This is a genomic window from Brevundimonas sp. (assembly GCF_035626975.1).
In the GTDB taxonomy this organism is placed as follows: domain Bacteria; phylum Pseudomonadota; class Alphaproteobacteria; order Caulobacterales; family Caulobacteraceae; genus Brevundimonas.
In genome coordinates, this window is record NZ_DASPMQ010000043.1 from 19,347 (window position 1) to 35,453 (window position 16,107).

The window sequence follows — 16,107 nt, forward strand, 5'->3', positions numbered from 1 at the left end:
TCAGGGCTGGCTGCCGGACACGGTCGGGCCCGGCAATCCCGTGGCCAGCTTCTGTTCGACCTCGGCCCGGCGTTCCGGTTCCGGCTCCAGCGTCAGCACGCGGTTCCACTGCCAGCCAGCCTCGCGGCGGCGGCCGACCTGCCAGTAGGCGTCGCCCAGATGATCGTTGATCTCGGCGTTGGCGGGCTGTTTGGCGACGGCCTGTTCGAGCGTCTCGACGGCGATCTCGTACTGCCCCCGGCGGTACTGGGCCCATCCCAGGGAGTCCTGGACATTGGCGTTGCGCGGATCGGCGGCGAAGGCGCGGGCGATCATCTCTGCGCCCTGTTCGACGCGGCGGCCGCTGTCGACCCACAGATAGCCGAGATGGTTCAGAAGCACCGGATTGTCCGGCGCCATCTGAAGGGCGGTCCAGAGTTCAGCCTCGGCCTCCTCGATCCGGCCAAGGCGCTCCAGGGTCCGGCCGCGGTCGAAGCGGACCTCGACCGACTGCCGCGCCGTGTTCACGGTCGGGCGGTTGAGGACGGCGAGCGCCTCCTCGTAGCGTTCGAGGTTGAAATACTGGTTGGCCAGCAGACGCGAGACGACCACCTGGTCCGGCGCGGCGGCGTCGGCGCGGAGGAAGGCCTGGAGCGCCTCATCATGGAGGCTCTCGCCCGCCAGGCTGGCGCCGAGACCCAGCTGGGCGCTGGCGTAGATGATCGGATTGGCCGCCCCGACCCGGGCGAAGGCCGCGCGCGCGGCCGCGGACTGTTTCGCCGCGGCGAGGCTCTCGGCCAGCCGCAGGGTGATGGAGTCCTCGGGATTCAGGCTTTCGGCGAGACGCAGGTAGATGGCCGAGAGCTCATGCACGTCGACCTGGCTGGTCTCCATGGCGGCGAAAGAGAGGGCGTCCGAGGCGATCTCGCGCGGCGTCGGCGCGGCCGGCGGCCGACCTCCGTCATGCATGCGGCGACCGGCGGCGAGGGCGCGGGGATCCGGGGCGTCGCCCGAGAGCGCCGCCGCATACATCGCCACCGCCTCGTCACGCCGGCCCTGCCGTTCGAGGAAGGCGCCGTAGTGGACGCGGAACAGCCGCGCGCCGTCCGGGATCGCCAGCAACGCCTGGTATTCGGCGTCGGCCTCGGCGAACCGGCGGCGGATCTCCAGGAGCTGGGCTCGCTGGTCGCGCAGCACCAGCCCGGCGGTCTCGGTCGTGGGCGCACGGACCGGCTGGAGCGCCGTGTCCCAGTCGCCGCCGGCGGCGGCCACCGAAGGCAGCAGGTAGGTGGTGACCGGGCCGTAGGGATCGGGGAACGGTTCGCCCCGCATCAGGGCCAGGGCCGCCCGGCCGTCGCCGTCGCGCAGGGTCTGGACGACGGCGGCCAGGCGTCCGGCCCCGGCATACAGGGGGGTGTCCGCGACGAAGGGGGCGAGCCGCACCACGGCGTCGATATCGCCGGAGAACAGGCTGGCCAGAAAGGCCTCGCTGCCGAGCCGCGGCTGTTCAGGAGTCAGGGCCTGGCTGCGGGCCAGGAGTTCGGCGCCGGTCGCCTGTTCTCCCCTCAGGCTCGCGACCCGGCCGGACAGGTACAGGCCGTAGGCGGACTGGCCGTCGGCCGTGACGGGGGCGGGGGCCCAGATCGCCGGAATGGCGGGCTCCGCCGGCTCGACCGGCGGGGCCGCGACCTCCGGTTCCGGCTCGATGACGATCGTCGGCGGGGCCTCCTGCGCCGGTCCGGCGGGCAGCGGCGGGTCGGCGGGCGGAACATCCTGGGCCGCGGCGGGCGCAGCGAGGGCCAGCAGGGCGCAACCGGTCAGGAGCAGGCGAAGGGATATGAGGCGCATGACCCGAACCCTTCCCGGATTATGCGGCCTCGGCAAGGCCTCTCGCTTACGACGCTGTCACATATTCGGGTAGTTGGGTCCGCCGCCGCCTTCGGGCGTGGTCCAGATGATATTCTGCGACGGATCCTTGATGTCGCAGGTTTTGCAGTGGACGCAGTTCTGGGCGTTGATCACGAAGCGTGGATCCGTTTTGGCCGCCTCGTCGCCATAGACGACCTCGTACACGCCGGCGGGGCAGTAGAGGCGGGCCGGTTCGCCGTATTTCGGCAGGTTGACGCGGATCGGGATCGACGGGTCCAGCAGCTTCAGATGGGCCGGCTGATCCTCGGCGTGGTTGGTGTTGGAGATGAAGACCGAAGACAGTTTGTCGAACGACAGCACGCCGTCCGGCTTCGGATAGACGATCGGCCTGTGCTTCGCGGCGGGCTCGGTCGAGGCGGCGTCGGTCTTCTTGTGCTTCAGGGTCCCGAACAGGGAGAAGCCGCCGAACAGGGTCTGGAACCACATGTCGAACAGGCCGAGCGCGCCGCCGAAGGTGGTGCCGCAGCGGGTCAGCAGCGGCTTGGCGTTCCGGACCCGCTTTAGGTCCTGGTAGACCCAGCTGTTCTCGTAGGCGCTCTGGTATTCGACCAGCTGGTCCCCTGCCCGTCCGGCCATCACCGCGTCAAAGGCCGCATCCGCGGCCAGCATGCCGGTCTTCATGGCGTTGTGGCTGCCCTTGATGCGCGGGACGTTCACGAAGCCGGCCGAACAGCCGATCAGCACCCCGCCGGGGAAGCTGAGTTTCGGCACCGACTGGAACCCGCCTTCGGTGATGGCCCGGGCGCCGTAGGAAATGCGGGTTCCGCCCTCGAGATGTTCGGCGATCGAGGGGTGATGCTTGAAGCGCTGGAACTCGTCGAAGGGCGACAGCCACGGGTTCCTGTAGTTCAGGTGCACGACGTAGCCGATCGACACGTAGCGGTCGCCGAAATGGTACATGAAGCTGCCGCCGCCGGTGAATTCGTCGAGCGGCCAGCCGGTGCTGTGCTGGACCAGGCCGGGCTCGTGCCTGTCGGCGGGGACCTGCCACAGCTCCTTGATCCCGATGCCGAATTTCTGCGGTTCGGCCGCGTCGCACAGGTTGTGGCGGGCCATGATGGTCTTGGCCAGCGAGCCGCGGACGCCCTCGGCGATAAAGACGTATTTGCCGTGCAGCTCTATGCCGGGCTGGAAGTCGCCGGTCGGCTTGCCGTGACGGTCGATGCCGAAGACGCCGGCGACGACGCCCTTCACGCGTCCGGTGGGTTCATCCCAGACCACGTGGCTGGCGGCCATGCCGGGGTAGATCTCGACGCCCAGCGCCTCGGCCTGCTCGCCGAGCCAGCGGCACAGGTTGCCGAGAGAGCCGATGTAGCAGCCGTCGTTGTGCATCAGCGGCGGCAGCAGGAACATGGGCAGCGAGGCCACGCCCTGCGGGCCGAGGATGAGGAAGCGGTCCTTCGTCACCGGCGTCTCCAGCGGGGCGCCCCGTTCCTTCCAGTCGGGAAACAGCTCGGTCAGGGCGCGGGGGTCGATCACCGCGCCCGACAGGATGTGGCCGCCGATCTCGGCGCTCTTTTCCAGCACGGCGACGGAGACGTCCTTGCCGTCCTTTTCCGCCCGCTGCTTGAGGCGAATGGCGGCGGCGAGGCCGGCCGGGCCGCCGCCGACGATGACGACGTCGTACTCCATGACCTCGCGCTCGACTCCGGCGAGGGCCTCGGCGGGCGGCAGCTTGTCGATCACGGCTTCCTGCCAGGCGTTCGTCGCGCCGCCTTCGATAGCGTCTTCGGCCATGGCTGAAATCCTCGTCGTCCGCAGGGTCTTGTGGGTGACGCCTTATCCGAAGGTGACGCCGGGGCGGTCAAGGACTATCCCTGTGCCGGCCCGCCCATGACTTCGCACAGCCCGACCACCGCCGCGACCGAAAGCCTGCTCGCCTTCTGGCGCGACGCGGGGGTCGACGCCTGTTACGGCGACGCGCCGGTCGACCGGACGCACGTGGAGCCGCCCCCGGCGCTGAAGGCCGTGGTCAAGGCGACCGCGGCCGTGACGCCGGTGGTCGACGCGGCCGACGCGCTGTCCCAGGCGCGACGGCTCGCCGCCGGGGCCGAAACGCTGGAGGCGCTGGGTCAGGCCATCGCGGCGTTCGAGGGCTGCCCGCTGCGGGGGCTGGGGGCGCGTCAGTCGGTGTTCGCGCGCGGCAATCCCGAGGCCGAGGTGCTGATCGTCGGCGAGGGCCCGGGCGCGGAGGAGGACGAGCGCGGACAGCCCTTCGTCGGCAAGGCCGGCAAGCTGCTGGACCGGATGCTGGCCGAGGCGGGGCTGGAAGGACGCGTATTCATCACCAACACCGTGTTCTGGCGGCCGCCCGGCAATCGCACTCCGACGCCGGCAGAGCAGGCGGTGTGCGCGCCCTTCGTGGAACGGGCCTTCGCCCTCCTGAAGCCCCGGGCGGTGCTGCTGGTCGGGGCGGCGGCGTCCAAGGCGGTGCTGGGCGTCGACGAGGGCATCATGAAGCTGAGGGGTCAGTGGCGCGAATGGCGGCTGGCCGAGGGCGGCGTTTCCGCGCCGGCCCTGCCGACCCTGCATCCCGCCTTCCTGCTGCGCCAACCGATGGCCAAGCGGCAGGCCTGGGCCGACATGCTGTCGCTGGCCGCGCGGCTCGACGGCGAAGCTCGTTAACGAGACTGACTCAAAACTGCCCCAAAAAGACGTCACTTCTTGACATGGGTCGGGGCGGTGGCGCCTTTCTGGCCTGACGACCGAACGAACAGCGCCTGGTGGATCGAGTCGAGACGATCCGTATGACGCTTCAAGGGGGGCCGCCTCAGTGCCGATCAGTTTCCGCCGCGCGTTTTCTGCGTCGACGACCGCTCTGGCGTTCGCCCTCGCCCTGGGCGCCGCCCAGGCCCTGGTCGCGGCGCCCTCGCACGCGGAAGAAGGCGGCCGTCGCGTTCTGTCGACCCTGAGCCCGGCGGATCGCCTCAGCTACACCACCGCCTTCGACGCCCTGCGCCGCGGAGACCTTGAGGCGGCCCGCGCCTCGGCCCGCCAGGCGAACGACCGCGTGCTGCTGGGCCAGGTCGAGTTCGAACGCCTGTTCCACGCCGACTATTCGGCCACCTATGAAGAGCTCGCGGCCTGGCTGGAGGAGTATTCCGACCTGCCGTGCGCGCCCCGCGCCTACAATCTGGCCCTGCGCCGGCGCCCGGACGGCGCGCCCGAGCCGAAACGGCCCTCCAGCGTCAGCGGCCGGACCTGGTCCAGCGTCGTCCAGGCCGGCGGCGGAGCCTCGGAAGACGATCCGACCAAGGCGGCGCGCATCGCCCTGAACCACGACGATCTGACCGGCGCGGTCACCCTGGGCGAGCAGATCGGCGACTGGTGGGTGGTCGGGCTGGCCCAGTACCGCCTGGGCGACTTCGGCAAGGCGTCGACCGCCTTCGAGCGGGTGCTGGACGATCCAACCGAAGACGGCTGGGTGCGTTCGGGGGCCGCTTTCTGGGCCGCCCGCGCGGCGGGTCGTTCGGGCCAGCAGGACCGGGTGCAGCCGCTGCTGCGCCGCGCGGGGGCCTGGCCGGCGACCTTCTATGGCCAGATCGCCCTGCGCCAGCTCGGCGAGGAGCCGACGATCGAGAACCTGGGGCCGACGCCGTACCAGCCCGCCGGTGGGTTCCAGCGCGCCGTGTACCAGCCGGACGAGCCGCTCGGGGTCGAGGCCGACGACCTGGACGCCTTCATCCGCTCCGACGACCGCGCCCGCCGCACCGTGGCCTATTACGAGGTCGGACGGCGGACGGACGCCCGCGACGAACTCCGCACCGGCCTGCGCTCGGCGCTGACGGATCGGGGCCGGCAGCTCTGGGCGGCGCTGGGCCGCGCGCTCGGGCCGCGCGTCATGGGCGTCAGCGACGACGGGCGGCGAATCGACGCCGACCGCTATCCGCAGCCGGAGATCGCGCCGGAGGGCGGCTTCACCATCGAACGCTCGCTGGTCTACGCCATCGCGCGCAAGGAGACCGACTTCAACCCCCGCGCGCGCTCGGCCGTCGGCGCCTACGGCCTGATGCAGGTGATGCCGACCACGGCGGCGGAATTGGCCAACGACCGCGTCTTCGTATCCGATCCCGACCGGCTGTTCGATCCGGCCGTCAACGCCCGGCTGGGCCAGGCCTATGTGACGAAGGTGATGGCCATGCCGGCCATCAACGGCGACCTGCTGAGGGTGGCGGCGTCCTACAACGCCGGGCCCGGACCAATGGTCACGGCGGTGCGCAAGCTGGGGCACGACGCCGATCCGCTGCTGCTGATCGAGACCATCGATGTGCCGCAGGCGCGGGATTATGTGGAGAAGGTCGTGGCGGCCTACTGGATCTACCAGCGCCTCAACGGCCGACCGCTGAACACGCTGGACGCCGTGGCGTCGGGCGCGACCCTGGTGCCGCTGGCGCTGGACTATGTGCCGCCCCCGCCGATCCAGCCGATGGAAGTGGCCTCGGCGCCGGCGACCAGCGGCGCGCCCTGACCTAAAGCCCGGCGATCAGCAGGGCCGGAAGGCAGCAGGCGATCACGATCAGCAGCCCATAGACCATCAGGCTGGGCCGGCGGGTTTGGGGCTGGTGGGCGTGCATCGACATGGCTGACCCTCAACGCCTGTGCGCTTTGGAGGGTTCAGACATACCCGCGTTGTCTTAAGGCCGGGTTCCGGCGCGCGGTTAACGCAGCGCTTCCGCCGACCACTCGAGAAAGTCGGGTTGGGCCAGCAGGGCGTCGCGGTAGGCCGCGGCCGAGCCGTCGTCGCCGTGCGCCGCCAGATCGATCTGGAAATGCCGGAACCGCGTGGCCACCGGGGTGAAGAAGGCGTCCGGGACCGTCCATTCGCCGAACAGATACGGCCCGCCGGCGCCGAAGCGGCCGCGCATCTCCATCCACAGGCTGACGATCCGGCGGATGTCGCGCGCCACGGCCTCGCCCTTGGGCGGCGGGGAGCGGTCGGGGCCGACCATGGTGTGGTCCGGCCCCATGCCGCACTCGGTGCGCAGGGCCATGAAGCCGCCGTGCATCTCGCAGGCGGCGGAGCGCGCCAGCCAGCGGGCGTGGGCGTCGGCCGGCCACAGCCGGATCTCCGGATAGCGTTCGGCGCACCAGACGGAAATGGCCATGGAATCCCAGACCGTCTCGCCCTCGACCCTGAGCAGGGGCACGAGGCGGGAGGGGGAGATGCGCTCCAGCTCGGCCTGACCCGCGGGCGAATAGATGTCGATCTCGCGCACGGTGAAGTCGGCCTTGCAGCGCTTCAGCACCAGCCAAGGGCGCAGCGACCAGGTCGAATACAGGCGCGGCCCGATGATCAGTTCCATGCGACTCCCTCCGTTCCGGGGGAGCCCGTACGATAGCCGTCGCACGCCGTCGAGTCAGGTCAGAGCCCAGACGCCGTTGCAAACTTCTTCCAATAGATGCGGCCGTCCATGCCTTGGGCGAAACAAGTCGGCTCCTCGTTGTTGGCGATGCAGGATATGCCTGAGCCGGCGCGGGTGTAGCCGCCCTCATCGATCCAGGGCCCGACCGGGTTGAGGTATCCGGGCCTGATCCTGACCTGCCAGATGTGACCGTCCTCGCCCCGCACGGTCACCACCAAGTGGCCCGAGCCCAGACGTATGAGCGAGGGAGCTATGTTGATGCTGAGACCGTTCGGAACTGCCGAGGTGACAAAGCGCTGGACCGGCGCCGCCGACACATATTCTCCGGCGTCAGCCTCCTGGAGCGCGATAACCCTGATCTGGCCGGTCAGCGTGCCAACCGCGCACAGTATCTCGGCATTGTCCTCGATGCAGTCCAGGGGCGTTGGATAGGCGCCGTGCATTTGCGTCCACTGGTCAGGGACTCCGGGCTGGGTCGACACCGCGGGTCCCCAAGGCGACTGACCGAGGCCGGCCCCTTCCATGTACTTCTGTGTAAACCGGGCTGAAAGCCGCCAGCCGCTGACTCCCCCATCCCACGCCAGGGCCTCATACCCCGTCGTCATGAGCTCGGAATCGACGAAAGGAGCGTCGCCCCACCAGGCCACCCGCGGCAGGAGCGTTGGCCGAAAACCGGGGTTGTGCCCGCCGAGCTCGTACGAGGGGCTCGCGTAGTGGCCCGACGGATCAAGAAAGTAGAGGTTTACCGACTTGCTTGTCCTGTTCACGAACAGGCACGCCATGTCACCCAGACTTTCGGAATCCAGCAGCGCCTGGCAGTGCGGTTCCGAACCGGCGTGCAGGCCGGTGTCCACCCACGCAGCACCGCTCAGCGGGCCGCCGGGATTGAGCAGATCGATGGTCGCGAGATTCAGTGAGTCATCCTGCGCCCGGACGACGATCCGCCCCTGCCCGTCACGCAGGCGCACGATGACGGCGCCGCCCTTAGTCGTCCCATTCGTGAGTGCAGACCAGCCGGTCATGCCGAAGGCCTCCGAGATCGCGCCGTACGGCAGGACGTAGGGTTCATCGGGAACCTCGGTGACGGTCAGGCCGCCCAGGATCACGAAGTCATCAGGTTCATCGTCCGGCGGGGGCGGCGGAGGTGGAGGGGGCGGGGGCGGGGGCGTAGGGGCTCGCCGAGGAATCTGGGGAGAGGTCCGGCGCAATGGGATGGCCGGCGCCGTAGACGGCGCCCTGACCGCCGGCGCGACTTGCTCCGTCGCGGCGGGCGCTGGCCGATCGGGCGCGGTCTGCCGGGCGTCTCCCAGCGCCAGTGCCAACCCGAGCACGAGCTGTGCGATCTGCGACATCGGTCCCCCTCCCGAACAGAGAGACAGGCCGCCCCTCTCGCGCGGAGCCTATTCGCGCTCTCCAACCGATAACAGCGTTATTCTTTCCCCCGGGTCTGACGCTTCGCCATACTTGACCTTCCGGGCCCAACACGGCCTAAAGCGCGCCCATGATCACGCGCTATTCCCGCCCCGACGCCGTCGCCCTCTGGTCGCAAGAGACCAAATACCGGATCTGGTTCGAGATCGAGGCGCACGCCGCCACCAAAATGGCCGAACTGGGCGTGATTCCGACCGGGGCCGCCGAGGCGATCTGGGCCAAGGGCAAGGACGCGGTGTTCGACGCCGACCGCATCGACGAAATCGAGCGCACCACGAAGCACGACGTCATCGCCTTCCTGACCCATGTGGCCGAGATCGTCGGCGAGGAAGCCCGCTTCCTGCACCAGGGCATGACCTCGTCGGACGTGCTGGACACCTGTTTCGCCGTGCAGTTGGCGCGTTCGGCCGACCTGCTGGTCGAGGGCGTCGACCGGGTGCTGGCGGCGCTGGAGAAGCGGGCGCAGGAGCACAAGTTCACGCCGTGCGTCGGCCGCAGCCACGGCATCCACGCCGAGCCGGTCACCTTCGGTCTCAAGCTCGCCGGCTATCACGCCGAGTTCCAGCGGGCGAAGCGGCGGCTGCTGACGGCGCGGGAAGAGATCGCCACCTGCGCCATTTCCGGGGCGGTGGGCACCTTCGCCAACGTCGATCCGGCGGTGGAAGCCTATGTCGCCGACCAGATGGGTCTGACGGTCGAGCCGGTCTCGACCCAGGTGATCCCGCGCGACCGGCACGCGGCCTTCTTCGCGGCGCTGGGCGTGGTGGCCTCGTCGGTCGAGCGGCTGGCGGTCGAGATCCGCCACCTGCAGCGCACCGAGGTGCTGGAGGCCGAAGAGCCGTTCGACCCGGGCCAGAAGGGCTCGAGCGCCATGCCGCACAAGCGCAATCCGATCCTGACCGAGAACCTGACCGGCCTGGCGCGGCTGGTGCGGTCCGCCGTGGTGCCGGCGATGGAGAACGTCGCCCTGTGGCACGAGCGGGATATCAGCCATTCCTCGGTCGAGCGCGGCATCGGGCCGGACGCGACGATCCATCTGGACTTCGCCCTGCACCGGCTGGCGGGCGTGGTCGAGCGGCTGAACATCTATCCGGCCAATATGGAGAAGAACCTCAACCTGCTGGGCGGGCTGGTGCATTCGCAGCGCGTCATGCTGGCGCTGACCCAGGCGGGCGTGTCGCGCGAGAGCGCCTATGCCGCCGTGCAGGAGAACGCCATGAAGGTGTGGCGCGGCGAAGGGGCCTTCCTCGACTTCCTCAAGGCCGACGAGCGGGTGACCCTGCCGGCGGCGCAGCTCGAGGCGCTGTTCGACATCGGCTATCACACCAAGCACGTGGACACGGTGTTCGCGCGGGTGTTCGGGGCCCGGTAGCCGGGCGATGACGGACCGCAAGCGCGCCTTCGACCCCGTCGTCGACGCGCATACGCGGCTGCTGATCCTCGGCAGCCTGCCGGGCGACGCCTCGCTGAAGGCTGGCCAGTACTACGGCCATCCGCAGAACGCCTTCTGGCGGCTGATCGGCGGCGTGATCGGGCGCGACCTGGCCGCCCTGCCCTATGACGAGCGGCTGGCGGCGCTGAAGGCGGCGGGCGTCGGCCTGTGGGACGTCATCGCCAGCGCCGAGCGGCCCGGCAGCCTCGATGCGGCCATCCGGCAGCCGGAGGCGGCGGACCTGCGGGGGCTCGTGGCGGGCCTGCCGGAACTGCGGGCCGTGGCGTTCAACGGCGGCACGGCCGCGAAACTGGGGCGGGCGTTGCTGGCGAACGCATCGGAGCAGGTGGTGCTGATCGATTTGCCGTCCTCCAGCCCGGCCCATGCCCGGCGGCACGAGGTGAAGGCGGCGGCCTGGGCCGCGCTCGGCCCCTACGTCGGCTGACAGCGCCGGCGGCGCGAAATAATGTCGCGCCGACGCATCCTTTTTCCGGCTGAGCCATATCCACTGTAGCGCTGCCGGGAGGGCGGCGCCGACGAGGGGCTGAGCGATGAGACCGACCCGTCCTGTGCCTGGTGCGTTATGGGTCGCGGCGCTGGTGCTGGCGCTGGCGGCCTGCGACCGCGAGGCGTCTCCCGTGAAGCCGGCCGCCGAGCCGGCGACGGCTCCAGCCGGGACGCGGGCGGCGACGGGCACCGTCCTGACGGTGGCGCAGCGCGATCCGGACTTCACCACCCTGGTCAGCGCCATCCAGACGGCCGGCATGGAGGGCACGCTCAACGGCGCCGGGCCGTTCACGGTTTTCGCTCCGACCAATGCGGCGTTCGAGAAGGTTCCGGCGGAGAGGCGCGACGCCCTGGCCCTGCCCGAGGGCGCGGCGGACCTGCGGCGGCTGCTGACCTATCACGTGGTCCCCGGCCGGCTGGACGGCGCCGTGCTGAGCCAGCGGATACAGGCGGGCGGGGGATCGATGAGCCTGACCACCATGCAGGGCGGAACCCTGACGGCGCGGATCAGCGCGGACGGCGCGATCGCCCTGACCGATGCGGCGGGGGATGTCTCGCGGGTGGTCGAGGCCGACATCACCGCCTCAAACGGCGTGATTCACGGGGTCGATACCGTCATGTCGCCGGGATAGCGCCCGGTCTTTGAATACCGGCCCCGCGTTCCCCCCCGCGGCGCCGGCGACGGATCGCCCCCAATCGATCCGTCCTGAAAGGCCGCAGCCGAAAGGCCGCGGCCTTTCCTCGGTTTCGGGGCGGAAAGCGGCCTATTCGCCGTTGCGAATCTGTTCGCGGGCGACGGAGGACAACTCGTCCATCTTGCGGCGGATTTCACCTTCCGAGACGGTCAGGCCGGCGCCTTCCAGATCCTGGGCGATCTTGCGGTAGACGTCTTCCTCGCCCGGCTGCTCGAAGTCGGCCTTGACGATGGCGCGGCCGTATTCCTCGGCGCTGTCGGCGGACAGGCCCATTTTTTCCGCGGCCCACAGGCCCAGCATCTTGTTGCGCCGGGCGATCGCCTTGAATTCCTGTTCCTGATCGAGGGCGAACTTGGACTCAAAGCCCTTTTCCCGATCGTCGAAGGTCGTCATGCGCGTCTTCAGGCTCCGTCAGGCGGCCAAAGCGGCCGCGGATCGGGGTGGTCTATAGCCCCCCGGGAGCCGAACGCAACGGAAACCCTGACGGTTCAATGTGGGCCGCCGTTTGTGTCGCAGCGCGGCTTCCGGTAAGGGAGGGCCGACAAATTCTCCCGCTCGCCCGATTCCGGATCGCGCCGTCCAGACCAACGTGCTGGCCGCGCGATTTTCGTTTCTGGCGACGCCCCGCCCGGATCCACGATGATGAACGTCAAGCGCAAGAAGCTCTATGAGGGCAAGGCCAAGATTCTGTACGAGGGACCGGAGCCCGGCACCCTGATCCAGTACTTCAAGGACGACGCCACCGCCTTCAACGGCGAGAAGAAGGCCCAGCTCGAGGGCAAGGGCGTCATCAACAACCGGATCAGTGAATTCGTCATGGCCCGCCTGAACGGCATCGGCGTGACCAACCACTTCATCAAGCGGCTTAACCTGCGCGAGCAGCTGATCCGCGAGGTCGAGATCATCCCGCTCGAGGTGGTGTGCCGCAACATCGTGGCCGGCTCGATGAGCCAGCGTCTCGGCATCGACGAGGGCACGCCCCTGCCCCGCTCGATCATCGAATTCTACCTCAAGAAGGACGAGCTCAACGACCCGATGGTCACCGAGGAGCACATCACGGCCTTTAACTGGGCCTCGACCCAGGAGCTGGACGACATTCTGGCGATGACGGTGCGGGTCAATGACTATCTTTCGGGCATGTTCGGCGCCGTCGGCATCACCCTGGTGGACTTCAAGATCGAGTTCGGGCGGATCTGGGAGAACGATTTCTCGCGGGTCATCCTGGCTGACGAGATCAGCCCCGATTCGTGCCGGCTGTGGGACAGCACCACGGGCGAGAAGCTGGACAAGGACCGCTTCCGCCGCGATCTCGGCAACGTCATCGAGAGCTACACCGAAGTGGCGCGCCGGCTGGGCATCATGAAGGACATGCCGACCGTGATTCAGGGGGGACTGCACTGATGGCGAGGATCAAGGTTCACGTGTTCCTGAAGCCGGGCGTGCTGGACGTGCAGGGCAAGGCCGTCGAGGGCGCCTTGCACGGGCTGGGCTGGGCCGGCGTCGGCAACGCCCGCGTCGGCAAGCTGATCGAGTTCGATCTGGACGGCGCCGCCGATCCCGCAGCCGAAGCGAAGAAAATGTGCGAGACCCTGCTCGCCAACACCGTGATCGAAAGCTACCGCATCGAGGTCGCGTGAAGCGGCTGATCCAGTTCTCGATCGCGGCCTTCGTGCTGGTCTGCGTGCTGATCTTCGCCGCGGCCGTGGGCGGCGGGCTGATGGACGATTCGGCCTTCACGCCGGCGGCGAAGCAACAGGGACATTGAGCCGCCTCGTGCGTTAGGATCGTTCGGCGATCACAGACGAGGCTGCGCAATGACCTTCACCCTCAGCTCCAACGACATCACCGACGGCGGCGTGCTGCCGGACGCGCAGGTGTATGCGAAGGGCAACACCTCGCCGCATCTGAGGTGGTCGGGCGCACCCGAGGGGACGAAGAGCTTCGCGGTCACCTGTTTCGATCCGGACGCCCCGACCGGTTCCGGCTTCTGGCACTGGACCGTGGCCAACATCCCCGCCGATGTGACGGAGCTGGCCGCCGGCGCGTCGCCTTCCGGCCTGCCGAAGGCCGCCGTCGAGGGCCGCACGGATTTCGGCGAGACCGGCTTCGGCGGGGCCGCGCCGCCGCCGGGGCATGGGCCGCACCGCTACATCTTCACCGTCTTCGCCGTGGACACGGACCGGCTGGACCTGACGCCGGAGAATTCCGGCGCAGTGTTCGGCTTCAACCTGCATTTCCACACATTGGCCAGGGCCTCGATCACCGCGACTTACGAGAACAAGGGGCAAGGCTGATCCGGCGCCCTGACATCGCCTCCGAACGATGCTAGAGGCGCGCCCATGAGCGCAGCCGTCATCGTCTTCCCGGGGTCCAACTGCGACCGCGACTGCAAGGTCGCGATCGAACGCTCGACGGGCGAAACCGTCGACATGGTCTGGCATCAGGAGACGGAACTGCCGTCCGGACTGGACCTGATCGTGCTGCCGGGCGGCTTTTCCTACGGCGACTACCTGCGCTGCGGGGCCATGGCGGCGCAGTCGCCGGTGATGCAGGCCGTGAAGAAGGCGGCCGACAACGGCGTCGCGGTGGTCGGCATCTGCAACGGCTTCCAGATCCTGTGCGAGGCCGGGATGCTGCCGGGCGCGCTGCTGAGAAACGCCGGGCTGAAATACGTCTGCAAGCCGATCAGCCTGACCGTCGCCAACGGCCAGACCCGCTTCACCGCCGGCTATCAGGGCCAGCGCGAGGTGGTGATGACCCAGGGCAACGGCGACGGAAACTACTTCGCCGACGCCGAGACCCTGGCCCGCCTCGAGGGCGAGGGTCAGGTCGTGTTTCGCTATGTCGACAATCCGAACGGCTCGGTCGCCGACATCGCCGGCATCCAGAACGCGCGCGGCAATGTGCTGGGGATGATGCCCCACCCGGATCGCGCCTTCGAGGACGAGCTGGGATCCGCCGACGGCGCCATCCTGTTCCGCAGCGTGTTCGCGGCGGCCTGATACGCCGGGCTTGACCCGGGCGGCCAATGCAGCCGAACTCGCCGGAGTGCGCGCCGGGGACGCGCGTGGGGGCCGGCCATGTTCATGAGTGAACGCCAGAAGATGATCTCGGGCCTGCCGTACGATCCCGGCGACCCGGAGCTTCAGGCCGACCAGACCGCCGCCAAACACTGGATGGCGCGCTACAATGCGGCGCTCGCCGCCACGCCGGCCGAACGGCGCGACCTGCTGCGGCAAAGGCTGGGCGAGGTCGGCGAGGGCGCGGTGATCCGCCCGCCGTTCCACTGCGACTACGGCTACAATATCCGGCTGGGCCGGGGCGTGTTCCTGAACTTCAACTGCATCGTCCTGGACGTCTGCGAAGTCGATATCGGCGACGGGACGCAGATCGGACCGGGCGTGCAGATCCTGACCGCGGATCATCCGCGGGATGCGGCCCAGCGGGCCGCCGGGACGGAGTTCGGGCGACCCATCGTCATCGGCGTCAACGTCTGGATCGGCGGCGGGGCGCTGGTCCTGCCCGGCGTGACCATCGGCGACGACGCCGTGATCGGAGCCGGGGCCGTGGTGACGCGCGACGTGCCGGCGGGCGCGACCGCCATGGGCAATCCGGCCCGGATCAGGCCCTAGACGTCGTCCGCGCGGCGGCGGTCGCCGTCTGCCGATCCCTGAACGGCGATCGACTGGTCCAGCGCGTCGTCATCGTCGGCGTTGAGAGAGGCGCCGTTCTCCATCGTGGGATCCTCGTCGGCGGTGCGGACGCCGCCCGGATCGCGCTGGGCCTTCAGTTCGCGCTCGCCGAATCCGAGGCCCTGCTCGCGGGCGCGATCGGCCTGGACGGTGTCGGTCTCGAACCTGGGGCTCTCTTCGGGACGTTCGGGTTCGTCGGTCATGGCGGTCTCCTTCGTGGAGTGAACCCCACGCGGATGAGGGGGTTCCGGGGCCCGTGAACCTGACGCCGGCGCTAGCCGCCCGCAGGGTCGTCGCGCGGGTCCCGGTCCGGGTCCCCGACGTCGAAGGCGCCGTCCTCGTCGAAGCCGACGCTGCCGACGCCGACGGCCGATCCGGTCAGGCGCTGCCGCCGGCTGACCATGGCCAGTTCCGGGGCGGCCTCATCCATGGCCCGGGTAATCTCGGGGTCATTCGAGCGATCCATCTGCTGGTGGTCCGGGTGGGTCGGAGTGGCGTCGGAGGGCGTGCGCGCCATCACCGCCCCTCCCCGTCCTTGTCGTCGTCGTTGGCGGCCTGTTTGGCGGCGCGCTCGGCGGCGGCGCTGGCCCCGGCGTCATCGGCGGCGATCCCGGGCGAATTGGGATCTTCGGGCGTGGCGGCGGGGTCGATCGGCTGGTCCGTCATGGCGGCCTCCGTTGGCTTCGTCTGACAGAATGGCGGGCCGCCGACGATGTTCCGCCGCGGACGGCTGACAGGCGCCCCTTCTGCCGCTAGAAGGCGCGGCCATGAGCGCTCCGCAGAAGACCATGGCCGAACTGGCCGCCGAATACGGCCTCGCCCCCAATGAGTATCAGGTCGTCCTCGACCGGCTGGGGCGCGAACCCAACAACGTCGAACTGGGCGTGTTCTCGGTGATGTGGTCCGAGCACTGCTCGTACAAGTCGTCGAAGATCCACCTCGGCAAATTCCCGACCAAGGGGCCGCGGGTGATCTGCGGGCCGGGCGAGAACGCCGGGGTCATCGACATCGACGACGGCGACGCCTGCATCTTCAAGATGGAGAGCCACAACCACCCCTCCTACATCGAGCCCTACCAG

General features: G+C 69.3%; 20 protein-coding genes. 12 read left to right on the forward strand and 8 right to left on the reverse strand.

The window, feature by feature from the left end; genetic code table 11:
• A complete protein-coding gene (locus tag VEB62_RS11545; RefSeq protein ID WP_324799597.1) occupies positions 1 to 1,827 on the reverse strand; it encodes a tetratricopeptide repeat protein in 1,827 nt (608 codons plus the stop codon).
• A 57-nt stretch (positions 1,828 to 1,884) separates the two neighbouring features.
• A complete protein-coding gene (locus tag VEB62_RS11550) occupies positions 1,885 to 3,540 on the reverse strand; it encodes an electron transfer flavoprotein-ubiquinone oxidoreductase (protein ID WP_324799638.1) in 1,656 nt (551 codons plus the stop codon).
• Between the two features lie 201 nt (positions 3,541 to 3,741).
• On the opposite strand from VEB62_RS11550, the gene VEB62_RS11555 reads away from it, so the two are divergent.
• Both VEB62_RS11555 and VEB62_RS11560 read left to right on the forward strand, forming a co-directional pair.
• A complete protein-coding gene (locus VEB62_RS11555) occupies positions 3,742 to 4,533 on the forward strand; it encodes a uracil-DNA glycosylase (RefSeq protein ID WP_324799599.1) in 792 nt (263 codons plus the stop codon).
• 148 nt (positions 4,534 to 4,681) lie between these two features.
• Positions 4,682 to 6,376, forward strand: coding sequence for a lytic transglycosylase domain-containing protein (locus VEB62_RS11560; RefSeq protein ID WP_324799601.1), 1,695 nt, complete (start codon positions 4,682 to 4,684; stop codon positions 6,374 to 6,376).
• Between the two features lie 190 nt (positions 6,377 to 6,566).
• Here the strand turns inward: VEB62_RS11560 and VEB62_RS11565 are convergent, their stop codons facing one another.
• Both VEB62_RS11565 and VEB62_RS11570 read right to left on the reverse strand, forming a co-directional pair.
• On the reverse strand, positions 6,567 to 7,211 hold the full coding sequence (locus VEB62_RS11565; RefSeq protein ID WP_324799602.1) for a glutathione S-transferase: 645 nt from the start codon (positions 7,209 to 7,211) through the stop codon (positions 6,567 to 6,569).
• Between the two features lie 59 nt (positions 7,212 to 7,270).
• A complete protein-coding gene (locus VEB62_RS11570) occupies positions 7,271 to 8,377 on the reverse strand; it encodes a hypothetical protein (protein ID WP_324799604.1) in 1,107 nt (368 codons plus the stop codon).
• A 395-nt stretch (positions 8,378 to 8,772) separates the two neighbouring features.
• Between VEB62_RS11570 and purB the strand changes: the two genes are divergently transcribed.
• The 3 genes from purB (at position 8,773) to VEB62_RS11585 (ending at position 11,273) form a co-directional block, all read left to right on the forward strand.
• On the forward strand, positions 8,773 to 10,074 hold the full coding sequence (gene purB, locus VEB62_RS11575) for an adenylosuccinate lyase (RefSeq protein ID WP_324799606.1): 1,302 nt from the start codon (positions 8,773 to 8,775) through the stop codon (positions 10,072 to 10,074).
• A 7-nt stretch (positions 10,075 to 10,081) separates the two neighbouring features.
• Positions 10,082 to 10,579, forward strand: a complete 498-nt coding sequence (locus tag VEB62_RS11580) for a DNA-deoxyinosine glycosylase (RefSeq protein WP_324799608.1) — start codon at positions 10,082 to 10,084, stop codon at positions 10,577 to 10,579.
• 106 nt (positions 10,580 to 10,685) lie between these two features.
• Entirely contained in the window at positions 10,686 to 11,273 is a 588-nt protein-coding gene (locus VEB62_RS11585) for a fasciclin domain-containing protein (protein ID WP_324799610.1), read from the forward strand.
• A gap of 132 nt (positions 11,274 to 11,405) precedes the next feature.
• Here the strand turns inward: VEB62_RS11585 and VEB62_RS11590 are convergent, their stop codons facing one another.
• Positions 11,406 to 11,729, reverse strand: a complete 324-nt coding sequence (locus VEB62_RS11590; protein ID WP_324799613.1) for a DUF1476 domain-containing protein — start codon at positions 11,727 to 11,729, stop codon at positions 11,406 to 11,408.
• Positions 11,730 to 11,978: 249 nt separating this feature from the next.
• On the opposite strand from VEB62_RS11590, the gene purC reads away from it, so the two are divergent.
• From purC to VEB62_RS11620, 6 genes are all read left to right on the forward strand, one after another.
• A complete protein-coding gene (gene purC / locus VEB62_RS11595; RefSeq protein WP_324799641.1) occupies positions 11,979 to 12,737 on the forward strand; it encodes a phosphoribosylaminoimidazolesuccinocarboxamide synthase in 759 nt (252 codons plus the stop codon).
• The gene (gene purS, locus VEB62_RS11600) at positions 12,737 to 12,973 is read left to right on the forward strand and encodes a phosphoribosylformylglycinamidine synthase subunit PurS (protein ID WP_324799616.1); all 237 of its coding nucleotides are present in this window, start codon (positions 12,737 to 12,739) and stop codon (positions 12,971 to 12,973) included. Before purC ends, purS begins: the two co-directional genes overlap by 1 nt.
• Positions 12,970 to 13,101, forward strand: coding sequence for a hypothetical protein (locus tag VEB62_RS11605; protein WP_324799619.1), 132 nt, complete (start codon positions 12,970 to 12,972; stop codon positions 13,099 to 13,101). The genes purS and VEB62_RS11605 overlap by 4 nt, the downstream gene beginning before the upstream one ends.
• Positions 13,102 to 13,150: 49 nt before the next feature.
• On the forward strand, positions 13,151 to 13,630 hold the full coding sequence (locus VEB62_RS11610; RefSeq protein WP_324799622.1) for a YbhB/YbcL family Raf kinase inhibitor-like protein: 480 nt from the start codon (positions 13,151 to 13,153) through the stop codon (positions 13,628 to 13,630).
• Between the two features lie 45 nt (positions 13,631 to 13,675).
• On the forward strand, positions 13,676 to 14,338 hold the full coding sequence (purQ, locus tag VEB62_RS11615; RefSeq protein ID WP_324799625.1) for a phosphoribosylformylglycinamidine synthase subunit PurQ: 663 nt from the start codon (positions 13,676 to 13,678) through the stop codon (positions 14,336 to 14,338).
• An 84-nt stretch (positions 14,339 to 14,422) separates the two neighbouring features.
• On the forward strand, positions 14,423 to 14,968 hold the full coding sequence (locus VEB62_RS11620; protein WP_324799627.1) for a sugar O-acetyltransferase: 546 nt from the start codon (positions 14,423 to 14,425) through the stop codon (positions 14,966 to 14,968).
• Here the strand turns inward: VEB62_RS11620 and VEB62_RS11625 are convergent.
• The 3 genes from VEB62_RS11625 to VEB62_RS11635 form a co-directional block, all read right to left on the reverse strand.
• Complete coding sequence (locus VEB62_RS11625) at positions 14,965 to 15,231, reverse strand: hypothetical protein (protein ID WP_324799630.1); 267 nt, start codon at positions 15,229 to 15,231, stop codon at positions 14,965 to 14,967. The two genes, VEB62_RS11620 and VEB62_RS11625, sit on opposite strands and share 4 nt — an antisense overlap.
• A 71-nt stretch (positions 15,232 to 15,302) precedes the next feature.
• Entirely contained in the window at positions 15,303 to 15,545 is a 243-nt protein-coding gene (locus VEB62_RS11630; RefSeq protein WP_324799633.1) for a Tat pathway signal protein, read from the reverse strand.
• A complete protein-coding gene (locus VEB62_RS11635; protein ID WP_324799635.1) occupies positions 15,545 to 15,694 on the reverse strand; it encodes a hypothetical protein in 150 nt (49 codons plus the stop codon). The genes VEB62_RS11630 and VEB62_RS11635 overlap by 1 nt, the downstream gene beginning before the upstream one ends.
• Before the next feature lie 101 nt (positions 15,695 to 15,795).
• Between VEB62_RS11635 and VEB62_RS11640 the strand changes: the two genes are divergently transcribed.
• A partial coding sequence (locus VEB62_RS11640) for a phosphoribosylformylglycinamidine synthase-related protein (protein ID WP_524536812.1) occupies positions 15,796 to 16,107 on the forward strand: 312 nt, incomplete at its 3' end.

Coding starts and splice junctions, on each gene's coding strand:
- VEB62_RS11545 (WP_324799597.1), bottom strand. CDS start 1,827: ATGCGCCTCATATCCCTTCGCCTGCTCCTGACCGGTTGCGCCCTGCTG.
- VEB62_RS11550 (WP_324799638.1), bottom strand. CDS start 3,540: ATGGAGTACGACGTCGTCATCGTCGGCGGCGGCCCGGCCGGCCTCGCC.
- VEB62_RS11555 (WP_324799599.1), top strand. CDS start 3,742: ATGACTTCGCACAGCCCGACCACCGCCGCGACCGAAAGCCTGCTCGCC.
- VEB62_RS11565 (WP_324799602.1), bottom strand. CDS start 7,211: ATGGAACTGATCATCGGGCCGCGCCTGTATTCGACCTGGTCGCTGCGC.
- purB (WP_324799606.1), top strand. CDS start 8,773: ATGATCACGCGCTATTCCCGCCCCGACGCCGTCGCCCTCTGGTCGCAA.
- VEB62_RS11580 (WP_324799608.1), top strand. CDS start 10,082: ATGACGGACCGCAAGCGCGCCTTCGACCCCGTCGTCGACGCGCATACG.
- VEB62_RS11585 (WP_324799610.1), top strand. CDS start 10,686: ATGAGACCGACCCGTCCTGTGCCTGGTGCGTTATGGGTCGCGGCGCTG.
- VEB62_RS11590 (WP_324799613.1), bottom strand. CDS start 11,729: ATGACGACCTTCGACGATCGGGAAAAGGGCTTTGAGTCCAAGTTCGCC.
- purC (WP_324799641.1), top strand. CDS start 11,979: ATGAACGTCAAGCGCAAGAAGCTCTATGAGGGCAAGGCCAAGATTCTG.
- purS (WP_324799616.1), top strand. CDS start 12,737: ATGGCGAGGATCAAGGTTCACGTGTTCCTGAAGCCGGGCGTGCTGGAC.
- VEB62_RS11610 (WP_324799622.1), top strand. CDS start 13,151: ATGACCTTCACCCTCAGCTCCAACGACATCACCGACGGCGGCGTGCTG.
- purQ (WP_324799625.1), top strand. CDS start 13,676: ATGAGCGCAGCCGTCATCGTCTTCCCGGGGTCCAACTGCGACCGCGAC.
- VEB62_RS11620 (WP_324799627.1), top strand. CDS start 14,423: ATGAGTGAACGCCAGAAGATGATCTCGGGCCTGCCGTACGATCCCGGC.
- VEB62_RS11625 (WP_324799630.1), bottom strand. CDS start 15,231: ATGACCGACGAACCCGAACGTCCCGAAGAGAGCCCCAGGTTCGAGACC.
- VEB62_RS11630 (WP_324799633.1), bottom strand. CDS start 15,545: ATGGCGCGCACGCCCTCCGACGCCACTCCGACCCACCCGGACCACCAG.
- VEB62_RS11635 (WP_324799635.1), bottom strand. CDS start 15,694: ATGACGGACCAGCCGATCGACCCCGCCGCCACGCCCGAAGATCCCAAT.